The organism is Micromonospora sp. CPCC 206060 (genome assembly GCF_036906895.1).
Lineage (GTDB): Bacteria > Actinomycetota > Actinomycetes > Mycobacteriales > Micromonosporaceae > Micromonospora.
The window spans coordinates 36,224-57,607 of the sequence record NZ_JBAKHU010000026.1 but is presented as its reverse complement, the minus strand read 5'-3'; the positions used below and the strand labels follow the sequence as shown (position 1 = coordinate 57,607).

Genomic DNA, 21,384 nt, shown 5'->3' with positions numbered 1-21,384 from the left:
GGTGATCCGGTCGCCCGGATACGCTGTTCTGGTCATGACTACCGCAGCCGCGGGCAGCCCGCGTACCTATCAGGTGCGCACGTACGGCTGCCAGATGAACGTGCACGACTCGGAACGCATCTCCGGCCTGCTCGAACAGGCGGGATACGTCCGGGCCGCCGACTCCGCCGACCCCGACGTGGTGGTCTTCAACACCTGCGCGGTACGCGAGAACGCCGACAACCGCCTGTACGGCAACCTCGGCCACCTGCGCCCCGTGAAGGACAAGCATCCCGGGATGCAGATCGCCGTCGGCGGCTGCCTGGCCCAGAAGGACCGGGGCGACATCGTCCGCAAGGCCCCCTGGGTGGACGTGGTCTTCGGCACCCACAACATCGGCTCGCTGCCGGTGCTGCTGGAGCGGGCCCGGCACAACGCCGCCGCCGAGGTGGAGATCCTGGAGTCGCTGGAGGTCTTCCCCTCCACGCTGCCCACCCGCCGCGAGTCCACGTACGCGGGTTGGGTGTCGATCTCGGTCGGCTGCAACAACACCTGCACGTTCTGTATCGTGCCCTCGCTGCGCGGTAGGGAGAAGGACCGCCGCCCCGGCGACATCCTTGCCGAGGTGCGCGCGCTGGTCGACGAGGGCGTGCTGGAGGTGACCCTGCTCGGGCAGAACGTCAACTCCTACGGCGTCGAGTTCGGCGACCGGTACGCCTTCGGCAAGTTGCTGCGCGCCTGCGGTGACATCGACGGGCTGGAGCGGGTGCGGTTCACCAGCCCGCACCCGAAGGACTTCACCGACGACGTGATCGCCGCGATGGCCGAGACGCCCAACGTCTGCCACTCGCTGCACATGCCGCTGCAATCCGGATCGGACGACGTACTCAAGGCGATGCGCCGGTCGTACCGGTCGGAGCGGTACCTGGGGATCATCGAGAAGGTCCGGGCGGCGATGCCGGACGCGGCGATCACCACCGACATCATCGTCGGGTTCCCCGGCGAGACCGAGCCGGACTTCCAGCACACCCTGGACGTGGTCCGCGAGGCCCGGTTCTCCTCCGCGTTCACCTTCCAGTACTCCAAGCGCCCCGGCACCCCGGCCGCGACCATGCCCGACCAGCTTCCGAAGCAGGTCGTCCAGGAGCGGTACGAGCGGCTGATCGCCTGTGTCGAGGAGATCACCTGGGCGGAGAACCGGAAGCTGGTCGGCGAGACTGTCGAGGTGCTGGTCGCCGTGGGCGAGGGGCGCAAGGACGAGCACACCGGCCGGATGTCCGGCCGGGCCCGGGACGGCCGCCTCGTCCACTTCGCCGCCGGATCCCTGGCCGGGCGGATCCGTCCCGGGGACATCGTGCACACCGTGGTCACCTACGCCGCCCCGCACCACCTCAACGCCGACGGCGAGCCGCTGGCACACCGGCGGACCCGGGCCGGTGACGCCGCCGAGGCCGGCCGCACCCCGCGTACCCCGGGCGTGCTGCTCGGCCTGCCCACCATCGGTGCGCCGGCCGCGGCGCCGGCACCCGGCGGCGCCTGCGGCTGCGACTGACCGTAGTGCGTGGGGGCCCGCCAGGGACCGGCGGACCCCCACCTCCGGGATCAGACCGAGATCCGTCCGGCGCCGGCGCCGCCCGTCACGATCGACTCGACGTTGCTGGCGGTGTCCAGGCTGTACGGGTACGGGATGCTGGCCACGCTGCCGCCGGCCTGCCCGCTACCCGGGCCTGGCACAGACAAGGCCCAGACAAACGGATCCCCCTCCCGCCGAGCGGCGGAAGGGGGATCCGGTGGAATGCCTCAGCTTGCCTGTTCGGCCAGCTGGAGGAACTGCCGCTTGGCGGCGAGCGCCTGCTCGGCCTCCCGGATCCGCTTGGCGTCCCCGGCGGCCTGCGCCCGGGCCAGCCGCTGCTCGGCCTCGGCGACCTGGTCCCGCATCTGGGCCAGCAGCGGGTTGTCGGCCGGCGCCGTCCGCCGCCACGCCGAGTCCATCAACTCGCGTACCTTCTCGTCGACCGCCCGCAGCCGGCGCTCCAGCCCGGCGGCGGCCTCGCGCGGCACCCGCCCGGCCTCGTGCCACTGGGCCTGGATGTCCCGCAGCCTCGCCTGGGCGCCCTTGGGGTCGCCCTCGACGTCGAGTGCCTCGGCCTCGGCCAGCAGCGCCTGCTTACGCTCCAGGTTCCCGCGCTGCTCGTTGTCCCGGGCGGAGAAGACCTCGCTGCGCCGGGTGAAGAAGGCGTCCTGCGCGGCCCGGAACCGTTCCCAGAGCTTCTGCTCAGCCTCCTTGGAGGCCCGGGGAGCGGCCTTCCACTGCGTCATCAGCTCCTTGAGCCGGTTGGCGGTGGACACCCAGTCGGTGGACTCCTTCAGCGACTCCGCCTCGGTGACCAACTCCTCCTTGATCGCCTGGGCCTGCTTGCGCTGGGTGTCCAGGGCCGCGAAGTGGGCGCCCCGGCGCCGGGTGAACCCGTCCCGCGCGGTCGCGAACCGCTTCCACAGCTCACCGTCGGCCTTCTTGTCGACCCCGCGAATGGTCTTCCACTCGTCCAGAATCTCCTTCAGCCGGTCCCCGGCGGTCTTCCAGCCGGTCGACTCCGCGGCCAGCTTCTCCGCCTCCTCGACCAGCGCGGTCTTACGGGCCAGCGCCTCGGCCCGGGCCGCGTCCTTGGCGGCCCGCGCCTCGGTGGCCTTCTCCTCGGCGACGGTGACCAGCTTGTCCAACCGGGCGGCCAGCGTGTCGATGTCACCCACGACGTGTGCCTCGGCCAGTGAGGCCCGGATCCGCTGGAGGGTGCTCAACGACCCGGTCGCGTCAGCGGCCCCGGAATTGAGCCGGGCCTCAGTCAGGTCCACCTCGGTGACGAGGTCGGCGAAGCGCCGGGCGAAGTGGGCCAGACCCTCCTCCGGTGCTCCCGCCTGCCAGGAACCGACCACCCGCTCGCCCTCGGCGGTCTTGACGTAGACGGTGCCGTCCGCGTCCACCCGTCCGAAGGCCGTCCAGTCACTCATGTGCCCATCCTCGTTCTCCCGGCGTCGACGGGTGGAACCCGCGATCGCCGCCACGGCGCAGCAAACTTCCCCCGGCATTGTCACAGGTCCAACCCGGTCCCCGTCGAGCGGCTATCGCCGACCGTGACCATACGGTGTCCTAGGGGGTGTCCGCCCGATCTGTGCGCCACCCGCAGCGGTTACCGCCGACGACCGGCGGCGTCGTCGGCGGGGACACGGTGGGGACACGGCGGAGCCCGGTACCCACCCCGCTACCGTGATCGGTGTGCCTCTGGTCGCTGCCGCCGTCTGCCCGCATCCGCCCCTGATCGTGCCCGAGATCGCCGGGTCTGCCGCGGGTGAACTCGACGATCTCCGCGCCGCCTGTGACGCGGCCGTCGCCCGGCTGTACGACGCCGGGGCACGCAGCATCGTCGTCCTCGGTACCGGTGAACGGACCGCCCACCTCGACCCGCCCTACCGGGGGTCCTTCGCGCCCTGGGGGGCCCGGGTGGCGGTGGAGGTCGGCCGGCAGCCCGGAGCCGGCGTCGCCGACCGGGCCGGGACTCCTGACCGGGCTGGGACTCGTGACCGGGCTGGGACTCCTGACCGGGCCAGCGTTGCCGACCGGGCCGGAGCTGCCGAGCCGGACGGCGTCGCTGAACGACTGCCGTTGAGTCTGCTCGTGGGTGGCTGGCTGGTGGACCGGACGGCACCGGACGGCCCCGGGGCGGGCTGCCGGATGGTCAGTGTGGCCCGTGACGAACCGGTCGAACGGTGTGCCGCCCTCGGCGCGGGGCTGGGGGCGAGCCTGCCCTGGGCGTTGCTGGTGATGGGGGACGGGACGGCCTGCCGGGGTGAGAAGTCCCCGGGCTACGCCGACCCGCGTGCCGAGGCGTACGACGACCGGGTGGCCGCCGCGCTGGCCGGCGCGGACAGCGACGCCCTGCTGGACCTGGACCCGGCACTGGCCACCGAGTTGAAGGTCGCCGGCCGGTCCGCCTGGCAGGTGCTCGCCGGTGCGGTACGCGCCGCCGGCGGTGCCTGGCGCGGCGACCTCAGCTACCACGCCGCTCCCTACGGGGTGGCCTACTTCGTGGCCGGTTGGGAGCCGGCCCGGTGAGCACCGGTCCCGGGGTGCCGGCGGAGGGTGCCGGAGACCGTCCGACCGGTACCGTCGTCGCGGTGGTCGGGCCGACCGCGGCCGGCAAGTCCGCGCTCAGCCTGGCCCTGGCCCACGCCCTCGGCGGTGAGGTGGTCAACGCCGATTCCATGCAGCTCTACCGGGGCCTGGACATCGGTACCGCGAAGCTCACCCCCGCCGAGCGGGAGGGTGTGCCGCACCACGTGCTGGACATCTGGGACGTGACCGAGCCGGCGAGTGTCGCCGAGTACCAGCGCTACGCCCGCGCGGCGGTCGACGACATTCTGACCCGGGGACGGGTGCCGCTGCTGGTGGGCGGCTCCGGGCTCTACGTCCGCGCGGTACTGGAGGAGTTCGAGTTCCCCGGCACCGACCCGGAGTTGCGGGCCGTACTGGAGGAGGAGCTGGCGGCGGTCGGTCCCGCCCCGCTGCACGAGCGGCTACGGGCCGCCGACCCGGAGGCGGCGGCGCGCATCCTGCCCGGCAACGGCCGGCGGATCGTCCGCGCCCTGGAGGTGATCGAGCTGACCGGCGCGCCGTTCACCGCCGCGCTGCCGCAGCCGGTGTCGTTCTATCCGTCGGTGCAGATCGGTGTCGACCTGGACACCGCCGTGCTGGACGAGCGGATCGCGGTACGGGTGGACCGGATGTGGGCCGACGGGCTGGTCGCCGAGTCCCGGCACCTGGTCGACCTGGGCCTGCGCGAGGGGCGGACGGCCAGCCGGGCGCTCGGCTACCAGCAGGTGCTGCGCCTCCTCGACGGGGAGATCAGCGAGGACGAGGCGCGGGCGGACACGGTCCGGGCCACCCGCCGGTTCGTCCGCCGGCAGCGGTCCTGGTTCCGCCGCGACCCGGCGGTCCGCTGGCTGGACGCCGCCCGACCGGACCTGGCCGACGCCGCCGTGCACCTGGTCACCGCCGGTCGGGGATGATGGGGGCGTGGAGTTCACCAAGGGCCATGGCACCGGCAACGATTTTGTGATCCTGCCCGACCCGGACGGTCGGCTGGAGTTGACCGCCGACCTGGTCGCCGCGCTCTGCGACCGGCGGCGGGGGATCGGCGCGGACGGCGTGCTGCGGGTGGTCCGGGCGGCCAAGCATCCGGAGGCGGTCGGTCAGGCGGGCGACGCCGAGTGGTTCATGGACTACTGGAACTCCGACGGTTCGTTCGCGGAGATGTGCGGTAACGGCGCCCGGGTGTTCGTCCGTTACCTGGTCTCGGCGGGCCTCGCGGCGGCGCCGGGCGGCGGCGCGACCCTGCCGATCGCCACCCGGGCCGGCGTCGTGCGTGCGGTGGTCGGGGACGGCACGGTCGCCGTGCAGATGCGGCTGCCCCGGGTGTACGACGCCAGCACGGCCACCCTCGGCCCGTTGACCCTGCCCGGTGCGGTGGTCGACTGCGGTAACCCGCACCTGGTCTGCGCCCTGTCCGCCGGGCTGGAGTTGGGTGGTCTCGACCTGACCCGGGCACCCGGGTTCGACCCGGCGGTCTTCCCGTCCGGGGTGAACGTCGAGTTCACCGTACCGGCCGAGCCGGTACCCGGCGCGGATCTGCGGGTGGCGATGCGGGTCCACGAGCGGGGCTCGGCGGAGACCCTTTCCTGCGGGACCGGCGCGTGTGCCGTGGCCGCGGTGGCGCTGCGTGACGCCGGGCGGGACACCGGGGTGGTCGCGGTCGACCTGCCGGGCGGCCGGTTGACGGTCACCCTGGACGGTACGACGTGCTGGCTGGCCGGGCCGGCCGTGCTGGTCGCCACCGGTGAGGTCGACCCCGCCACCCTGCGCCCCTGACCACCCCACCCCACCCCACCCCCACCCCACCCCACCACCCACCCCACCCCACCCCACGTCGATCATGGAGTTGTGGTGGGTCTTTTGCAGCATTAAGCCCCTTTTGTGGGGCACCACAACTCCATGATCGACAGGCGGAGGGGTGGTCAGGGCGGCGGGCGCGGGGATCAGGGCGTCAGCGGGCCAGCGGTCCGGTCGGGGCGGCGGCCCCGGCGGCGATCTCCGGCAGGTCCGCCGGACCCGGGTCGGCGGCCGGCGGCGGGGCGGGGGAGTGCGCGGCGGCACGTACCGCGGCGGCGACCGCCGGAGCCACCCGGGAGTCGAAGACGCTCGGCACGATCACCGTCGGGTTGATCTTCTCCTCGCCGACCACGTCCGCGATGGCCCGTGCGGCGGCGATCGCCATCTCCTCGGTGAACTCCTCGGCGTGCGCGTCCAGCATGCCCCGGAACACGCCGGGGAAGGCGAGCACGTTGTTGATCTGGTTGGGCTGGTCGGAGCGGCCGGTCGCGACCACCGCCGCGTACTTGCGCGCCTCCCGGGGATCGACCTCCGGGTCCGGGTTGGCCAGCGCGAAGACGATCGAGTCCTTCGCCATGGTGGCGATGTCGTCCCCGGTGAGCAGGTTCGGCGCGCTCACCCCGATGAAGACGTCCGCGCCCCGGACCGCCCCGGCCAGGTCACCGGAGTAGTTGTCCCGGTTGGTGTGCTCGGCCAGCCACTGCCAGGCCGGGTTGAGCCCGGTCAGCCCACGGTGCAGGGCCCCCTGCCGGTCGTACGCGATGATGTCGCCGACCCCCTGGCGCAGCAGCAGCTTCATGATCGCCGTGCCGGCCGCACCGGCCCCGGAGACCACCACCCGCACGTCGGCGAGCTGCTTGCCCACCACGCGCAGCGCGTTGGTAAGCGCGGCCAGTACGCAGATCGCGGTGCCGTGCTGGTCGTCGTGGAAGACCGGGATGTCGAGCAGTTCCCGCAGCCGGGCCTCGATCTCGAAGCAGCGCGGCGCGGCGATGTCCTCCAGGTTGATGCCGCCGTACGCCGGGGCGATGGCCCGGACGATGTTGACGATCTCGTCGGTGTCCTGGGTGTCCAGCACCACCGGCCAGGCGTCCACCCCGCCGAAGCGCTTGAACAGCGCCGCCTTGCCCTCCATCACCGGCAGCGACGCGGCCGGCCCGAGGTTGCCCAGGCCCAGCACGGCCGAGCCGTCGCTGACCACGGCCACCGTGTTGCGCTTGATGGTCAGCCGGCGGGCGTCGGCCGGGTTCTCCGCGATCGCCTGGCAGACCCGGGCCACCCCCGGGGTGTACGCGCGGGACAGTTCGTCCCGGTTGCGCAGCGCCACCTTCGGTGCGACCTCGATCTTGCCGCCGAGGTGCAGCAGGAACGTCCGGTCGGAGACCTTGCGGACCTCCACCCCGTCCAGCGCGGTCAACGCGGCGACCACCTGGTCGGCGTGGCCGGTGTCGGCGGTGTCGCAGGTCAGGTCGACGACCACGTGGTTCGGGTCGGAGTCCACCACGTCGAGGGCGGTGACGATGGCACCGGCCTCGCCCACGCAGGTGGTCAGCCGGCCGATCGCCGAGGCGTCCGCGGTCACAGCGATCCGGATGGTGATCGAGAATCCGGCACTCGGCAGTCGGGTGATCGCCACGTGGTCCCTCCGTCGTTGGTGGGCTGCGGCCGCTTGACCGCCGCATGGGCCTTTCTACCCGCAGTGCCTGCGGCGCTGGCATGCGGCCCCGTGTGGTGCGACCAGGATCGCGCTCCGAACTCCCGCCCGTGCCCCGGACCGCCGCGCCACCGGAGCATCTTTTGGCGTGGCGGAATGGGGGAATATAGCGGTGCGACGTGCGCTTGCACGTGTCAGGATTGGTCGACACGGACCAAAACGGACAGGAGGCCCGCTTGCGAGACCAGGAGAGCTTCGTTCGGATGGCGGACGAAGACCTCGACGCCACCACCGGTGAGCTGGAGCTGGAGGACCGCCAGGCGCTACGCCGGGTAGCCGGCCTCTCCACCGAGCTGACCGACATCACCGAGGTCGAGTACCGGCAGCTCCGGCTGGAGCGGGTGGTACTGGTCGGGGTCTGGACCGAGGGCACCGTGACCGACGCGGAGAACTCCCTCACCGAACTGGCCGCCCTGGCCGAGACCGCCGGTTCCCAGGTGCTGGAGGGGCTGATCCAGCGGCGCACCCGGCCCGACCCGGCCACCTACATCGGTCGGGGCAAGGTCGACGACCTGGGCGCGGTGGTCGTGTCCACCGGCGCCGACACGGTGATCTGCGACGGGGAGCTGTCCCCGTCCCAGCTGCGCAACCTGGAGCAGCGCACCAAGGTCAAGGTGGTCGACCGGACCGCGCTGATCCTCGACATTTTCGCCCAGCACGCCAAGAGCAAGGAAGGTAAGGCCCAGGTCGAGCTGGCCCAGCTCGAATACCTGATGCCCCGGCTGCGGGGTTGGGGTGAGACCCTCTCCCGGCAGACCGGTGGTAGCGGTCGCGGCGGCGGTGCCGGTGGCGGCGTGGGCCTGCGTGGTCCCGGTGAGACCAAGCTGGAGACCGACCGGCGGCGGATCCGCACCCGGATCGCCCGGCTGCGCCGCGAGATCAAGGGCATGCGCACGGTACGCCAGACCAAGCGGTCCCGGCGATTCCGTAACGCGGTGCCGGCGGTGGCCATCGCCGGTTACACCAATGCCGGCAAGTCGAGCCTGCTCAACCGCCTGACCGGGGCGGGCGTACTGGTCGAGGACGCGCTCTTCGCCACCCTCGACCCGACCACCCGACGGGCCACCACGGGGGACGGCCGGGTCTATACCCTCTCCGACACGGTGGGCTTCGTCCGGCACCTGCCGCACCAGATCGTCGAGGCGTTCCGCTCGACGCTGGAGGAGGTCGCCGAGGCGGACCTCGTCGTGCACGTGGTGGACGGCGCGCACCCGGATCCCGAGGAGCAGGTCCGCGCGGTGCGGGAGGTGCTCGCCGAGGTGGGTGCCGACCGGTTGCCGGAGCTGCTGGTGGTCAACAAGACCGACGCCGCCGACGAGGAGACGCTGCTGCGGCTCAAGCGGGCCTGGCCGGAGGCGATCTTTGTCTCGGCCTGGTCCGGGCGGGGTATCGACGACCTGCGGGTGGCGATCGAGGGGCGGCTGCCCCGGCCTGCCGTGGAGGTCCGGGCCACCCTGCCGTACGACCGGGGTGACCTGGTCGCCCGGGTGCACCGGCGCGGCGAGGTGCTCAGCACCGCGCACGTCGCGGAGGGCACCCAGTTGCACGTCCGGGTCGACGAGGCGCTCGCGGCCGAGTTGGCCCCGTTCACGAGCTGACCGGAGCGGGACGGCCCCCGCGCCTGCCTGAACCGATCCCTTCCGGCCCGGTCCATTCCGGGTCGGGAGGGATCGGCCGTGCCGGTGGGGACGGGGTCCGGGTGGAGATCGCGGTGTGCCGCAGGGCCGCTGGGGCGCATGCGACACTGACCTGATGCGGCGCGCTGTCTCCTCGGTCACGGTTGCCTTCGGCCTCGCCTGTGTGTTCACCGCCGGCCCGGCGGCCCTGGCGGCTCCGACACCCGGTCCGACCGGTCAGGGTGGCGTGCCGGCGGCCGGCAAGAAGCGCTGCGGGATCACCGACAGCAAGCTGCGGGAGCTTTCCGGTCTGGTGGGCACGAAGACCGGTTATGTGGTGATCAACGACGGTACGGACGTGCCGAGCCGGAAGCGGATCTTCTTCCTGGACAGCAAGTGCAAGATCACCAGGGCGGTCGAGTACTCCGGGAACGGGCCGTTCGACACCGAGGACCTCGCACTCTCCGCGGACGGCGGCACGCTCTGGATCGCCGACATCGGCGACAACATCACCAGCACCGAGCGGCGGGCCCGGGTGGCGCTCTGGAGCATGCCGGTGAGCGGGGCCAAGAAGCCCGCCCTGCACCGGCTCGCCTACCCGGAGCGCAAGCCGCACGACGCCGAGGCGCTGCTGATGGCCGACGACAACACCCCGGTCATCATCACCAAAACCATCGGCAAGGCGGAGATCTTCGTCCCGGCCGCCGCGTTGAAGACCAACAACGAGGACCCGGTCCCGATGAAGAAGGCCGGCGAGGTCACCCTGCCCAAGACCACCACCGAGAACGTGATGCAGGGGCCGGGTCGGGTGGCGATCACCGGTGCCGCCCGGTCCCCGGACGGCAAGCGGGTGGTACTGCGCACCTACGCCGACGCCTTCGAGTACGACGTGCCGGACGGCGACATCGTCAAAGCGCTCAGCAGTGGCAAGCCCCGGGTGACGCCGCTGGCCGACCCGTTCGGCGAGGCCATCGCCTACACCCCGGACGGCAAGACCTTCCTGACCGTCTCCGACGGTGGTCAGCTCGGCGAGGACGACCCGATCGACATCCTGGCGTACACCCCGTCGACCAGCGGGGTGGCGGACCGGCCCGGTGGCGCCCCGCCGAAGAAGGCCGTAGCCAGCAGGTCCTGGCTGGATGAGCTGACCATCAAAGACATCGAGTACATGATCGCCGCGGTCGGGGTGATCGGGGCGATCCTGGTCGGCTTCGGGATCTTCGGGATCGTCCGCGCCCGGCGCCGGGCGACCGCCGGCGGCCCGGCGGCCGGGCGGAGCGGCCGGGCCGCCGGGCGGGACGGGTACGACCCGGACGAGCCGGGCTACGGCCCGGGTGAGCGCGGCCACGGCGCCGACGACCGGTACTCCGACCGGCCGCCGGGTGGCCGGGGGGACGAGCGTCCGCCGGGCCGGGGTGCCCGGGGCGGGGTGTACGGCGGCGCCGCTCCCGCCGGTGCCGGTGGGGTCTACGGCGGTGGCGGCCGGGCGCCCGCCCCGCCCCGGCCACCGGCGGCCGGTCGGCCCAAGGGCGGCGGTGGGGTCTACGGCGGTGGGCGCCCGGAGGACGGCCCGCAGCGGGGCGGGCCCCGGGGCGGGGTGTACGGCGGAGGCGGCAGCGGGTACGCCGGGGGCCGGTCCGGTCACGGCGGTCGCCAGCAGCCCGACGAGCCGGCCGGCTGGGGCGGCGCGGAACCACGGCGTGGCCGGCGGTCGGGTTACGACGGTGAACCGGGTGGCCGGTACGGCGAACCCCGGCACTACCGGGGAGACCGGGACAACGGGTACGACCAGCGCTGAGACCGGACCGGGGAGAGGCTGATCGTCCGGGCTGGCCACATGGGGAGCGGACGGCTGACCGCCCGGGCGGGACGTGTCCCGGTCCCGGGCGGGTCCGGTCGAGGTGCTGCGACGGCCGGGCGGCGGATCAGATCCGCCGCAGGACGGCCACCACCCGCCCCATGATGGTGGCGTCGTCGCCGGGGATCGGGTCGAAGGCCGGGTTCTGCGGCATCAGCCAGACGTGCCCGTCGCGCCGTCGGTAGGTCTTCACGGTCGCCTCGCCGTCCAGCATGGCGGCGACGATCTCACCGGAGTTCGCGGTCGGCTGCTGCCGGACGACCACCCAGTCCCCGTCGCAGATCGCCGCGTCGAGCATCGAGTCGCCCTTGACCTGGAGCATGAAGACCTCACCCTCGCCGACGAGTTCGCGGGGGAGCGGGAAGACGTCCTCCACGGACTGCTCGGCGAGGATCGGCCCACCGGCCGCGATCCGGCCGAGCATCGGCACGTACGCCGGCGTGGGGCGCTGGGAGCGGCTCAACTCGTCGTCGACCATGTCGCTCGGCGGCCGGACGTCCACCGCCCGGGGACGGTTCGGGTCCCGCCGCAGGAAGCCCTTCCGCTCCAGCTCCTTGAGCTGGTAGGCGACGCTCGACGGGGAGACCAGGCCGACCGCCTCACCGATCTCCCGGACACTCGGCGGGTAACCGTGGCGCTCCACCCAGTCCCGGATGAACTCCAGGATGCGACGCTGACGCGCGGTCAGGTCGACCGTCGCCGGCTCGGGGAAGGACCCCACCATCGGGGTGACCGCCCGCAGGGTCGGCTCGCCGGTCCGGGCCCGGGGCCGGGGTCCGGGGCGACGTCGGCCCGCCGGCGGGCCGGCCTCGGCGCTTGGTGGCTGCTGCTGCCGGCTGGTCCGGTCGTCGGTCGACACGTCCCGTCCTCCCTGGTCGACGCTGTGCCTCGGCGGCTCGTGGTGCGGCGTTGCCCGGTTGGGTCGGAAACTCGACCGCCACCGGTTGTTCCCGACCGTATAGGTGGGATCGGTCATATTCAAACATCTGTACGACGTTGTTCGGCGTGTCGGGATGAACATGCTCGACATCCGAACAGGTGTTCTGATAGGCCCATGCTACGCGGCCCGCCTGGAAGTGCTCCGGGGTCGGACGCTGGCGGGCGGGTGGCCGTCGACACGTCCCCTCCGGTCGGGCTGCGTTCCACCGGGTGGGCGGGTACGGTCGTCCGGCCGGTGGCCCGCCGCGGGCCGTCCGGGTCGACCCCCGGCCGGGTCGGTCGACGGCTCCCGGGCCGGGGGTAACCCCGGGCCGCCCGGCTCGGTTGGGCTGGTGTGCGACGCGCCCGCAACACGCCGGCCAACTTGACCTCGGCCGGCCGGCGGCATACGGTCAACCCCTAGATGTAGTAGTGACAAGGGTGTAAGTCGCCTACAGGTTGGGTTTGACTACTCACCGCTCTCCGGATGATCGTGACGTCGGGGAGGCTGCCGTCCGGTGGTCTCGCCGCAGTTGTGCGTGCCCGGACGTGGTCGCCCGGTCACAGCGGACGTTGAGGAGGAACGGCGATGCGGTGCCCCTACTGCCGGCATCCCGACTCTCGGGTGGTGGACTCCCGGGAGGCCGACGACGGCCAGCTGATCCGCCGTCGCCGTTCCTGTCCCGAGTGCGGCAAGCGGTTCACCACCCACGAGGAGGCGGTCCTTGCCGTCGTCAAGCGGAGCGGCGTGACCGAGCCGTTCAGCCGGACGAAGATCATCGGTGGGGTGCGTAAGGCGTGCCAGGGCCGTCCGGTGGCCGAGGACGCGATCGCGTTGCTGGCCCAGCGGGTGGAGGAGACGGTCCGCGCCAAGGGCGCCGCCGAGGTACCCAGCCACGAGGTCGGCCTGGCGATCCTCGGTCCGCTGCGCGACCTGGACGAGGTGGCCTACCTGCGGTTCGCCAGCGTCTACCGGTCGTTCGAGTCGTTGGCCGACTTCGAGCGCGAGATCGAGTCGCTGCGGGCGGCGGCCCGGGAACGGGCCGGGCTGACCGACGACCGGCCGGCAGCGGAGCCGGCCGCCGGTCGTACCAGTTGAGTTTTGGTTTCTGACAGATCGACACGCGCGGCGGGTGACCGCGCGGGCAGAGGGGGCGGATGACATGGCGGGGGACGGTGTGACAGCAAGCAGGTCACGGACCCGGTCCGGCGCGGTGGCCGGGCTGAAGGTCGAGCGGGTCTGGACGACCGACGGGGTGCACCCCTACGACGAGGTCGTCTGGGAACGCCGCGACATCGTGATGACCAACTGGCGGGACGGCTCGATCAACTTCGAGCAGCGGGGGGTCGAGTTCCCCACGTCCTGGAGCGTCAACGCGGCCAACATCGTGACCACCAAGTACTTCCGTGGCGCCGTCGGCACGGACGAGCGGGAGTGGTCGCTCAAGCAGCTCATCGACCGGGTGGTCCGGACCTACCGGGCGGCCGGCGAGCAGCACGGCTACTTCGCCACCCCGGCCGACGCGGAGATCTTCGAGCACGAGCTGACCTGGATGCTGCTGCACCAGGTGTTCAGCTTCAACTCGCCGGTCTGGTTCAACGTCGGTACCCCCTCCCCGCAGCAGGTCAGCGCCTGCTTCATCCTCGCCGTCGACGACTCGATGGACTCGATCCTCGACTGGTACAAGGAGGAGGGCCTGATCTTCAAGGGCGGCTCCGGCTCCGGGGTGAACCTCTCCCGGATCCGCTCGTCACGGGAGCTGCTCTCCTCCGGCGGCACCGCCTCCGGCCCGGTCAGCTTCATGCGCGGCGCGGACGCCTCCGCCGGGACCATCAAGTCCGGCGGGGCCACCCGGCGGGCGGCCAAGATGGTCATCCTCGACGTGGACCACCCGGACATCGAGGAGTTCGTCGTCACCAAGGCGCGCGAGGAGGACAAGATCCGCGCGCTGCGCGACGCCGGGTTCGACATGGACCTCGGTGGCGCCGACATCGTCAGCGTGCAGTACCAGAACGCCAACAACTCGGTGCGGGTCTCCGACGAGTTCATGAAGGCGGTCGAGTCCGGTGGCGAGTTCTCGCTGCGTGGCCGGCTCGACGGGGAGGTGATCGAGGACATCGACGCCCGGAAGCTGTTCCGGACCATCTCCCAGGCCGCCTGGGAGTGCGCCGACCCGGGCCTGCAGTACGACGACACCATCAACGACTGGCACACCTGCCCGGAGACCGGGCGGATCACCGCGTCGAACCCGTGCTCGGAGTACCTGCACCTGGACAACTCCTCGTGCAACCTCGCCTCGCTCAACCTGATGAAGTTCCTCCGCGCCGACGGGGGCTTCGAGGTGGAGAAGTTCGTCAGGTCGGTCGAGCTGGTCATCACCGCGATGGACATCTCGATCTGCTTCGCCGACTTCCCGACCGAGAAGATCGGCGAGACCACCCGCGCCTACCGGCAGCTCGGTATCGGGTACGCCAACCTCGGTGCCCTGCTGATGGCCTCCGGCCTGCCGTACGACTCGGAGCAGGGGCGCTCGGTCGCCGCCGCGATCACCTCGCTGATGACCGGCACGGCGTACCGCCGCTCGGCCGAACTGGCCGGCATCGTCGGCGCGTACGACGGGTACGCCCGTAACGCCGAGGCGCACCAGCGGGTCATGCGCAAGCACGCGGCGGCCAACGACGAGATCAAGCCGTCGAGCACCGTGGCCACCGCCATCGTCCGGGAGGCCACCCGGCAGTGGACCCAGGGCAACAAGCTCGGCGGGAAGAACGGCTGGCGTAACGCCCAGGCGTCCGTGCTCGCGCCCACCGGCACCATCGGCCTGATGATGGACTGCGACACCACCGGGGTCGAGCCCGACCTGGCGCTGGTCAAGTTCAAGAAGCTGGTCGGCGGCGGCAGCATGCAGATCGTCAACCAGACCGTGCCGCGCGCCCTGCGCAGCCTCGGCTACCCAGAGGAGCAGGTCGAGGCGATCGTCGAGCACATCGCCGACCACGGGCACGTGGTAGACGCCCCGGGCCTGAAGACCGAGCACTACCCGGTCTTCGACTGCGCCATGGGCGAGCGGTCGATCGCGCCGATGGGGCACGTACGGATGATGGCCGCGGTGCAGCCGTTCATCTCCGGCGCCATCTCCAAGACGGTCAACATGCCGGAGGCGGCGACCGTCGAGGACGTCGAGAAGATCTACTTCGAGGGCTGGAAGCTCGGCCTGAAGGCCCTGGCGATCTACCGGGACAACTGCAAGGTCGGCCAGCCGCTGTCGGCCGCCAAGCCGAACAAGGCCGCCGAACCGGCTGCCGCTCCGGCGTCGTCGGCCACGGCGGCCCAGGTCGAGAAGATCGTGGAGAAGGTCGTCGAGTACCGGCCGGTGCGCAAGCGGCTGCCGAAGAAGCGCCCGTCGGAGACGGTCTCCTTCTCGGTCGGCGGCGCCGAAGGCTACCTGACCGCGTCGTCGTACCCGGACGACGGGCTGGGCGAGGTATTCCTCAAGATGTCCAAGCAGGGCTCGACCCTGGCCGGGGTGATGGACGCCTTCTCGGTGGCCATCTCGATCGGCCTCCAGTACGGCGTGCCGCTGGAGACGTACGTCAGCAAGTTCACCAACATGCGGTTCGAGCCGGCCGGGATGACCGACGACCCGGACGTGCGGATGGCCGCTTCGGTGATGGACTACATCTTCCGGCGCCTTGCCCTGGACTTCCTGCCCTACGAGACCCGCGCCGAGCTGGGCATCTTCACCGCCGCCGAGCGGGCCGCCCAGCTGCGGGCGGAAGCCGAGGCGGAGAGCAACGGGGTCGACCTGACCGCGATGGCCTCCTCCGCGCCCGTGGAGACCAAGCCGGAGCCGGCCGCCGAGGCGGCCGAGCCGGCGGCAGCCAAGCCGGCACCCCGGGTCGGGTCCTCCACCGAGCTGCTGGAGGCGGTGATCGGCAAGGCTGCCGATGCGCCGCTCTGCTTCACCTGCGGGACGAAGATGCGCCCCGCCGGTAGCTGCTACGTCTGCGAGGGCTGCGGCTCCACCAGCGGTTGCAGCTGACCATCCGGCCGGCCGTCCAGCGGACCGGTTAACAGGGGCCCCTTCCTATGCAGAAAGCGATAGGAAGGGGCCCTTCCTTACACTCGTGCGGTGGGTGAGGTCCGTAAGCCGCTGGCACCGAGGGCGTTGACCGAGCCGCATCCGTCCCGGCTGGCCCCGGACCACCCGGAGCTGCCGGCCATCCTCGCCGCGCACGCCGCCGCGTTGGCCGCGGGGGAGGCCGGGTACCGGGATCCGGCCACCGGGCTGTTCGTGCTCACCGCCGGGTTCCTGGCCCGGCGGGGCACCTGCTGCGGGCGCGGCTGCCGGCACTGCCCGTACGTCACCGACGAGTCGGCCGGTGACCGGCCGGCCAGCGGGTAACCTCGGCGACCATGACGCGGTACGTCGTGGTCGGCGCCGGGATCGTCGGACTGGCGGTCGCCCACCGGATCACCCTGGATCACCCGGATGCCCGGGTGACGGTGCTGGAGAAGGAGGACCGGCTGGCCGCACACCAGACCGGCCACAACTCGGGGGTGATCCACGCCGGGGTCTACTACCGACCGGGCAGCCTCAAGGCCGAGCTGTGCCGGGCCGGCAGCCGGTCCATGGTCGACTTCTGCACCGCGCACGACATCCCCGTCCAGGTTTGCGGCAAGCTGATCGTCGCCACGGACACTGTGGAACTGCCCCGGTTACGCGCCCTGCACGCCCGGGCGGTGGCGAACGAACTTCCGGTACGGCTGATCGACCCCGCCGAGGCCCGGGAGTACGAGCCGGCGGTGCGCTGTGTCGCCGCCCTGCACGTGGCCAGTACCGGCATCGTCGACTTCACCCGGGTGTGCGCCGCCCTCGCCCGGCTCGCGCAGGAGGCCGGCGCCGAGATCCGGCTCGGTGCCCGGGTCACCGGCGTGCACCGGCGCGGAACCGGGCAGGTGGTCACCACCACCGCCGGAGAGGTACCCGCCGACGTGCTGGTCAACTGCGCTGGCCTGTACGCCGACCGGCTGGCCCGGCTGGCCGGGGTCACCCCGCCGGCCCGGATCGTGCCGTTCCGGGGTGAGTACCACGAGCTGCGGCCGGACCGGCGTCATCTGGTCCGGGGTCTGGTGTACCCGGTGCCCGACCCCCGCTTCCCGTTCCTCGGTGTGCACCTGACCCGCATGATCGACGGCGCGGTGCACGCCGGCCCGAACGCGGTCCTGGCCCTGGCCCGGGAGGGTTACTCGTGGCGGCGGGTGGTGCCCCGGGACGTGGCCGACCTGGCCAGCTATCCGGGGCTCTGGCGGCTGGCCGGCCGGCACCTGCGGTACGGGATGGTCGAGGTGCACCGGTCGCTGTCCCGTCGCCGGTTCGCCGCCAGCCTGGCCCGCCTGGTGCCGGAGCTGACCGAGGCGGACCTGCTGCCCAGCGCCGCCGGGGTACGCGCGCAGGCCATCGCCCCCGACGGCACCCTGGTCGACGACTTCCTCATTGCCACCGGGGACCGGCAGGTGCACATCCTCAACGCGCCGTCCCCGGCGGCGACCAGCTCCCTGGAGATCGCCCGGTACGTGGTCGGCCGCCTGCCCACCTGAGCAGCCTGCCGGACAAGCTGTTCCGGCCAGCCGCCTGCCGGCTGAGCTGCGGGACTTTCGTCCGGCGGACGGAGGTCGTACGGTGTCCGACGGACCGGCCGGTGGACGGCGGGTCGGTGGGAGGTGGCTGTGCGCGGGCGGCTCTGCCTGGCGGGGATCGGACTGCTGCTCGGCGGTTGTGCGCAGCCCGACGAGCAGGTCGCGGTACCCGCGCCCGATCCGGTGGTCATCGACGCGCCGGCCGGCTCGGCCGGTGGCGCCTGCCGGCTGCTGGACTTCGCGCTGGTCGAGGAGGCCACCGGGGTCCGCTTCGACGTGGCGGCGGCCAGCGAACAGGGTGACACGCACAGCTGCGTGATCCGCGCGGAGCAGACCGCGGTACCCGACCTCACCCTGTCGGTGAGCGAGACCAGCATCGACCTGGCCGCGTTCAAGGCCGACCTGATGCCGAAGGGTGCGCGGGCCGTGCCGGGCCTGGGGCGGGCGGCGTACCGGCTGACCGTGGCGCCGGCACAGAAACAGGGACCGGTCGCCGAGGTGGGCTGGCTCGCCGACGATGGCCGGTTGGCCAGCCTCCGGTACACCCTCCCGGTCGGTCAGGCGCGTACCGATGCCGAGGGGTTCACCCCGAAACTGGTCACGCTGGCGAAGCAGGTGGACACCCGGGCGCTGTGACCGCACCCCGTTCTCTGGGTGCGGCGGCCGTGACCCGTCCCCAGGTGCGACGGGCCGCCCCGGTTCACTGGGCGGCGACGAACACCCGGGAGGCGACCTCGCGCGGCAGTCGGATCGTGTCGCCGGAACGGTCGATGGTGACCCCGTCCCGTTCCTGCGCCACGGTCACCGTGGCACCCGGGTCCACCCCGGCGGCGTGCAACTGGCGCAGCACGTCACTGTCGGTCTGCACGCTCTCGCAGATCCGGCGTACCACGACGGTGCCGGTCAGCCCCGGGAAGGCGAGGTTGCGTTCGGTGCCGGCCGGTACCGGGGTCGGCTGGCCCGAACTGCCCAGTGCCTCCAGCCCGGGGATCGGGTTGCCGTACGGCGACCGGGTCGGCCGGTTGAGGAGGTCGTAGACCTTCCGTTCGACCGCGTCGCTCATCACGTGCTCCCAGCGGCAGGCTTCCTCGTGGGCCTCCTCGTAGGGCATCCCGATCACGTTGACCAGCAGCAACTCGGCCAGCCGGTGCTTGCGCATCACGGCGACCGCGTGTGCCCGGCCGGCGTCGGTGAGGGCGAGGTGGCGGTCACCTTCGACGGTGAGCAGCCCGTCCCGCTCCATCCGGGCGACGGTCTGGCTGACGGTGGGACCGCTCTGGTGTAGCCGCTCCGCGATCCGGGCGCGCAGCGGCGGCACGCCCTCCTCCTCCAACTCGAGGATGGTGCGCAGATACATCTCGGTCGTGTCGACAAGATCCGTTTTGGACACCTTCATCCCTTCCTGGCGATGGAGGTAACTAGAACCTCGGTCGTGTCGACCAGGTCATGCTTCACGTCAGCGGCCTCCCGGAGCACGATGCTACCTCGCGGCAGGGCCGGTCACCCCGATCGAACCGCCCGGTCCGGTACCGGATGGTGTTCACTGGTGGCCATGTCCGAAACGGTAGATCTCCTGGTCGAGGTGCCCGCGCTCACCGCCGAGGTGGCCGGGGGCGACCCGCCGACCCTGCTCGATGTCCGCTGGCGGTTGACCGGCCCGCCCGGCCGGGACGACTACCGGGCCGGTCACCTGCCCGGGGCGGTCTTCGTCGACCTGGACGCCGAACTGTGCGGGACCCCGGGCACCCGGGGCCGGCATCCGCTGCCGGAGCCGGACGACCTGCAACGGGTACTCCGGGCGGCGGGCGTACGCGCCGGCCACCCGGTGGTGGTCTACGACGGCGGGGACGGGATGGCCGCCGCGCGGGCCTGGTGGACCCTGCGGTGGGCCGGACACGACGCGGTGCGGGTACTGCACGGCGGCTTCCCGGCCTGGGTCGCCGCCGGCGGTCCGGTGAGCACCGACGAACCCACCCCGCCGGTCGGTGACATCACCGTACGGCCCGGTGCCCTGCCGGTCCTGGACGCCACCGGCGCCGCGGAACTCGCCGACTCCGGCACCCTGCTCGACGTGCGGGTCGCGCCGCGCTACCGGGGCGAGACCGAACCGGTCGACCCGGTCGCCGGGCACATTCCCGGTGCGGTCAACCTGCCGGCCGGCGGGTACGTCGGACCGGACGGCCGGTTCGTCGCGGCCGACGCGCTCCGGTCCCGGTTCGCCGGAGCGGGTGTCACCGACCGGGTACCGGTCGGCGCGTACTGCGGATCCGGGGTGACCGCCGCGCAGGCCGTGCTGGCGTTGCACCTGGCCGGCCGTCCGGACGCCGCACTGTACGTCGGGTCGTGGAGCGAGTGGGTGGCCGACCCGTCCCGCCCGGTCGCCACCGGCGGATAGCCGGCGCGCCGTGGGCCCGGCGCGCCCACCGGCCGGGGTGGCGGCACACCGTTTCTCGCCACTGTCTGTGGTGGAGGAGGGGCCAGCGGGAAAAACGCATGCGACGATGGCGCAATGTCCGAAGAAACGGTGGTGGTGTGGGACGAGTCCCTGCTCGCGTACGACATGGGGGATCACCCGCTGGACCCGGTCCGGGTCGAGTTGACCATGGCGCTCGCCCGCGAGCTGGGTGTGCTGGATCGTCCCGGGGTGCGGCTGGTGAAACCCGATCCGGCGGACGACGCCGCGTTGACCCGGGTGCACCGACCCGACTACCTCGACGCGGTACGCGCCGCGCCGTACGACTCCTTCTTCGCCGGCTACGGGCTCGGTACCTCGGACAATCCCATCTTCGAGGGGATGCACGAGGCGAGCGCGCTGATCGCCGGGGCGAGCCTGGCCGCCGCCGAGGCGGTCTGGTCCGGGCAGGCCCGCCGCGCGGTCAACGTGGCCGGTGGCCTGCACCACGCGATGGCGGGCCGGGCGGCCGGGTTCTGCGTCTACAACGATCCGGCGGTGGCCATCGCCCGGCTGCTCGACCTCGGCGCGGAGCGGATCGCCTATGTGGACATCGACGTGCATCACGGCGACGGGGTGCAGGCGATCTTCTACGACGATCCCCGGGTGCTCACCGTCAGCCTGCACGAAACCCCGCTGGCGCTCTTCCCGGGTACCGGCTTCCCGGACGAGACCGGCGGCCCCGGCGCGCCGGGTAGCGCGGTCAACCTGCCGCTGCCGCCCGGCATCACCGACGCCGGCTGGCTGCGCGCCTTCCACGCGGTGGTGCCGTCGGTGTTGCGGGCGTTCCGCCCGCAACTGCTGGTCACCCAGTGCGGCGCCGACAGTCACCGACTCGACCCCCTCGCCGACCTGCGGTTGACCGTGGACGGGCAGCGCGCCGCACACCTGGCGCTGCGGGCGCTCGCCGACGAGCTCTGCGCCGGCCGCTGGGTGGCCACCGGCGGTGGCGGGTACGCCCTGGTGGAGGTGGTGCCCCGGGCCTGGACCCACCTGCTCGCCACCGCCACCGGTGCGCCCATCGACCCGGCCACCCTCACCCCGCCGGCCTGGCGGGAGCTGGCCCGCCACCGCCGGCCGGACCGGGAGGTGCCGTTGCGGATGACCGACGATGTGGACCCGTCGTACGAGCCGTGGCAGCCGAGCGGGGAGCCGGACGCGGTCGGCCGGGCGGTGATGGCCACCCGCAAGGCGGTCTTCCCGCTGCTCGGGCTCGACCCGCACGACCCGCGCGACTGACCGGGGCGGGGAGGGACACCACA

The 21,384-nt window shown here is 72.5% G+C and carries 17 protein-coding genes; 13 read left to right on the top strand and 4 right to left on the bottom strand.

What is annotated here, in order from left to right; translation table 11 throughout:
- Positions 1–34 precede the first annotated feature (34 nt).
- Positions 35–1,531 carry a tRNA (N6-isopentenyl adenosine(37)-C2)-methylthiotransferase MiaB gene (gene miaB, locus V6U90_RS17845; RefSeq protein WP_334437564.1) on the top strand — a complete coding sequence of 499 codons (1,497 nt, stop codon included), beginning with the start codon at positions 35–37 and terminating at the stop codon, positions 1,529–1,531.
- A 248-nt stretch (positions 1,532–1,779) separates the two neighbouring features.
- Here the strand turns inward: miaB and V6U90_RS17840 are convergent, their stop codons facing one another.
- The gene (locus V6U90_RS17840; RefSeq protein ID WP_334437561.1) at positions 1,780–2,988 is read right to left on the bottom strand and encodes a DUF349 domain-containing protein; all 1,209 of its coding nucleotides are present in this window, start codon (positions 2,986–2,988) and stop codon (positions 1,780–1,782) included.
- Between the two features lie 265 nt (positions 2,989–3,253).
- On the opposite strand from V6U90_RS17840, the gene V6U90_RS17835 reads away from it, so the two are divergent.
- From V6U90_RS17835 to dapF, 3 genes are read left to right on the top strand one after another with little or no spacing between them, the layout of a single operon-like run.
- Complete coding sequence (locus V6U90_RS17835; RefSeq protein ID WP_442933608.1) at positions 3,254–4,090, top strand: class III extradiol dioxygenase subunit B-like domain-containing protein; 837 nt, start codon at positions 3,254–3,256, stop codon at positions 4,088–4,090.
- Positions 4,087–5,043 (top strand): tRNA (adenosine(37)-N6)-dimethylallyltransferase MiaA, encoded by a 957-nt coding sequence (gene miaA, locus V6U90_RS17830; protein ID WP_334437556.1) that lies wholly within the window; start codon positions 4,087–4,089, stop codon positions 5,041–5,043. Before V6U90_RS17835 ends, miaA begins: the two co-directional genes overlap by 4 nt.
- Before the next feature lie 7 nt (positions 5,044–5,050).
- Positions 5,051–5,902 carry a diaminopimelate epimerase gene (gene dapF / locus V6U90_RS17825; protein ID WP_334437553.1) on the top strand — a complete coding sequence of 284 codons (852 nt, stop codon included), beginning with the start codon at positions 5,051–5,053 and terminating at the stop codon, positions 5,900–5,902.
- A 175-nt stretch (positions 5,903–6,077) separates the two neighbouring features.
- On the opposite strand, the gene V6U90_RS17820 is transcribed toward dapF, so the two are convergent.
- A complete protein-coding gene (locus tag V6U90_RS17820) occupies positions 6,078–7,559 on the bottom strand; it encodes an NAD-dependent malic enzyme (protein ID WP_334437551.1) in 1,482 nt (493 codons plus the stop codon).
- Between the two features lie 254 nt (positions 7,560–7,813).
- On the opposite strand from V6U90_RS17820, the gene hflX reads away from it, so the two are divergent.
- Both hflX and V6U90_RS17810 read left to right on the top strand, forming a co-directional pair.
- Complete coding sequence (gene hflX, locus V6U90_RS17815; RefSeq protein WP_334437549.1) at positions 7,814–9,235, top strand: GTPase HflX; 1,422 nt, start codon at positions 7,814–7,816, stop codon at positions 9,233–9,235.
- Positions 9,236–9,389: 154 nt separating this feature from the next.
- Positions 9,390–11,051, top strand: coding sequence for a hypothetical protein (locus tag V6U90_RS17810; RefSeq protein WP_334437547.1), 1,662 nt, complete (start codon positions 9,390–9,392; stop codon positions 11,049–11,051).
- 127 nt (positions 11,052–11,178) lie between these two features.
- Here V6U90_RS17810 and lexA read toward each other — a convergent pair whose 3' ends face one another.
- Positions 11,179–11,970, bottom strand: a complete 792-nt coding sequence (gene lexA, locus V6U90_RS17805) for a transcriptional repressor LexA (RefSeq protein WP_442933607.1) — start codon at positions 11,968–11,970, stop codon at positions 11,179–11,181.
- Positions 11,971–12,618: 648 nt separating this feature from the next.
- Here lexA and nrdR point away from each other — a divergent pair.
- The 5 genes from nrdR to V6U90_RS17780 all read left to right on the top strand — a co-directional run bounded on the left by nrdR (position 12,619) and on the right by V6U90_RS17780 (position 18,306).
- Positions 12,619–13,128: a transcriptional regulator NrdR gene (gene nrdR / locus V6U90_RS17800; RefSeq protein ID WP_208815542.1), complete on the top strand. Its 510-nt coding sequence runs from the start codon at positions 12,619–12,621 to the stop codon at positions 13,126–13,128.
- 64 nt (positions 13,129–13,192) lie between these two features.
- Positions 13,193–16,072, top strand: a complete 2,880-nt coding sequence (locus V6U90_RS17795) for a vitamin B12-dependent ribonucleotide reductase (RefSeq protein WP_334437542.1) — start codon at positions 13,193–13,195, stop codon at positions 16,070–16,072.
- Positions 16,073–16,162: 90 nt separating this feature from the next.
- On the top strand, positions 16,163–16,435 hold the full coding sequence (locus V6U90_RS17790) for a DUF5522 domain-containing protein (RefSeq protein ID WP_334437540.1): 273 nt from the start codon (positions 16,163–16,165) through the stop codon (positions 16,433–16,435).
- Between the two features lie 11 nt (positions 16,436–16,446).
- Positions 16,447–17,631: an L-2-hydroxyglutarate oxidase gene (lhgO, locus tag V6U90_RS17785; RefSeq protein WP_334437538.1), complete on the top strand. Its 1,185-nt coding sequence runs from the start codon at positions 16,447–16,449 to the stop codon at positions 17,629–17,631.
- Between the two features lie 129 nt (positions 17,632–17,760).
- Positions 17,761–18,306 carry a hypothetical protein gene (locus V6U90_RS17780; protein ID WP_334437535.1) on the top strand — a complete coding sequence of 182 codons (546 nt, stop codon included), beginning with the start codon at positions 17,761–17,763 and terminating at the stop codon, positions 18,304–18,306.
- A 64-nt stretch (positions 18,307–18,370) separates the two neighbouring features.
- On the opposite strand, the gene V6U90_RS17775 is transcribed toward V6U90_RS17780, so the two are convergent.
- Positions 18,371–19,066 carry a metal-dependent transcriptional regulator gene (locus V6U90_RS17775; RefSeq protein WP_442933606.1) on the bottom strand — a complete coding sequence of 232 codons (696 nt, stop codon included), beginning with the start codon at positions 19,064–19,066 and terminating at the stop codon, positions 18,371–18,373.
- 156 nt (positions 19,067–19,222) lie between these two features.
- On the opposite strand from V6U90_RS17775, the gene V6U90_RS17770 reads away from it, so the two are divergent.
- Both V6U90_RS17770 and V6U90_RS17765 read left to right on the top strand, forming a co-directional pair.
- Positions 19,223–20,065 carry a sulfurtransferase gene (locus tag V6U90_RS17770; protein WP_334437528.1) on the top strand — a complete coding sequence of 281 codons (843 nt, stop codon included), beginning with the start codon at positions 19,223–19,225 and terminating at the stop codon, positions 20,063–20,065.
- A 114-nt stretch (positions 20,066–20,179) separates the two neighbouring features.
- Positions 20,180–21,361 carry an acetoin utilization protein AcuC gene (locus V6U90_RS17765; RefSeq protein ID WP_334437525.1) on the top strand — a complete coding sequence of 394 codons (1,182 nt, stop codon included), beginning with the start codon at positions 20,180–20,182 and terminating at the stop codon, positions 21,359–21,361.
- The last annotated feature ends 23 nt before the right edge of the window (positions 21,362–21,384 follow it).